Source organism: Lysinibacillus sp. AR18-8, from assembly GCF_001705465.1.
GTDB lineage: Bacteria > Bacillota > Bacilli > Bacillales_A > Planococcaceae > Lysinibacillus > Lysinibacillus capsici.
The window spans coordinates 1-1,555 of the sequence record NZ_MDGU01000035.1 but is presented as its reverse complement, the minus strand read 5'-3'; the positions used below and the strand labels follow the sequence as shown (position 1 = coordinate 1,555).

The window sequence follows — 1,555 nt, the reverse complement described above, 5'->3', positions numbered from 1 at the left end:
GTGATCTGACCCCAAAAATATAAACTTTTTTACGAAGCTTTTCGATACTCAACGGGACTTTTTCCGTTGAGTTTTCTTTTAATCCGCTCATGATTGTAATAGTAAATATAATCTGCTAATGCTTTTGTAAATTCTACATAGTTTTTAAACGTAGTTGTGTACAGAAATTCTGATTTCAGAATACCAAAAAAGCTTTCTATTACGGCATTATCTAAACAATTTCCTTTCCGTGACATACTTTGCTTGATTTCATGCGTTGTCAATAACGCTTTAAAACGGGGTATTTGATATAACCATCCTTGATCAGAATGAATGATTAAGCCACTCTTTTTCGATAACTTTGTATACGTAAACGCCTTTTTAAAAGACTGTTGAACTAACTCAAAATTAGGTGATTTTGATACCTCATATCCAACGATTTCTCGATTGAATAAATCTAATACAGCCGATACATAGATTTTTTGACCGTTTATTTTAAACTCTGTGACATCGGTTACCCATTTCTGATTGGATGCAGTGGCTTCAAAATCACGTTGGATGACATTCTCTGCGACATAGCCGACTGTCCCTTTATACGAACGGTATTTTTTAGGGCGTACCGTCCCTTTTAAGCCCAATTCTTGCATCAATCGTTGTACCGTTTTATGGTTGATGAAAAAACCTTCATTTCGGAGGGCAAGACAAATACGACGATAGCCATAACGCCCCTTATGGTGATGAAAAAGTGTCTGGATTCGTTCTTTGATCGCCTGATATTTATCTGGTTTTACCCATTTTTGAAGATGATAATAATACGTACTTTTCTTGATTTTTGCCACTTTTAATAGAGCTTGAAGTGGAAATTCCAGCCTTAGCTCATACACAGCTCTCATTTTTTCTTCGGTTTGAATGCTTCCTTTTCTTGAACTAAGGCTTTCAACTTTTTTAAATAGGCATTTTCCATCCGTAAATACTCAATTTCCGCTTTTAACTCTTCCGTTGTTTTTTCATTTAAATCAGACGAAGGTGGTTGTTTTTTTGGCATTGATTGGTGCTCCTTTTCTATTTGATAGAGCACCTTTCCAGCCTTGGACATCCACTGTTTTTTCCATCTCCGAATGGTTTCACGAGAAGGAATATTAAACTTCGCAGCAGTCTGAAGGAGCGAATCGCCCGTCTCTATCAGGTGTTGAATTACTTTTATTTTAAAAGAATCTTCGTAATTCGTGAACCCTTGAGGACGAATAATTCCTTCAATGCCATGGTATCGATATAATTCAATCCATAATCGAACGTACTGTCGATCCCTCTGTAATCTATTGGCAATCTGATACGTACTTTCCTTTTCTTCAATGTAAGCTAGAACTGCGGCTAACTTTTGTTCATCAGAAATCACTAACTGCACCCCCTATATTAGATTTTTTAAGTCCAATATTTTGGGTGCAGTTCATAGCGTCACAGATGAGACCCTGGAGCGAACGTAAGTGAGTGAAGCGGCTCATCGGACGCCCCCTGGAAAGGACGCTGGCGGAACGGAAATCAACCCCTCACCTTGCAAAGTTGCTTTTTCTGCAGT

2 protein-coding genes are annotated in these 1,555 nt (G+C 37.9%); both read right to left on the bottom strand.

Translation table 11 applies throughout. The features are described from left to right. Positions 1-29: 29 nt before the first annotated feature. Entirely contained in the window at positions 30-872 is an 843-nt protein-coding gene (locus BFM98_RS20070; protein WP_066038259.1) for an IS3 family transposase, read from the bottom strand. Continuing rightward, on the bottom strand, positions 869-1,375 hold the full coding sequence (locus tag BFM98_RS20065; protein ID WP_066038258.1) for a helix-turn-helix domain-containing protein: 507 nt from the start codon (positions 1,373-1,375) through the stop codon (positions 869-871). The genes BFM98_RS20070 and BFM98_RS20065 overlap by 4 nt, the downstream gene beginning before the upstream one ends. Positions 1,376-1,555 lie beyond the last annotated feature (180 nt).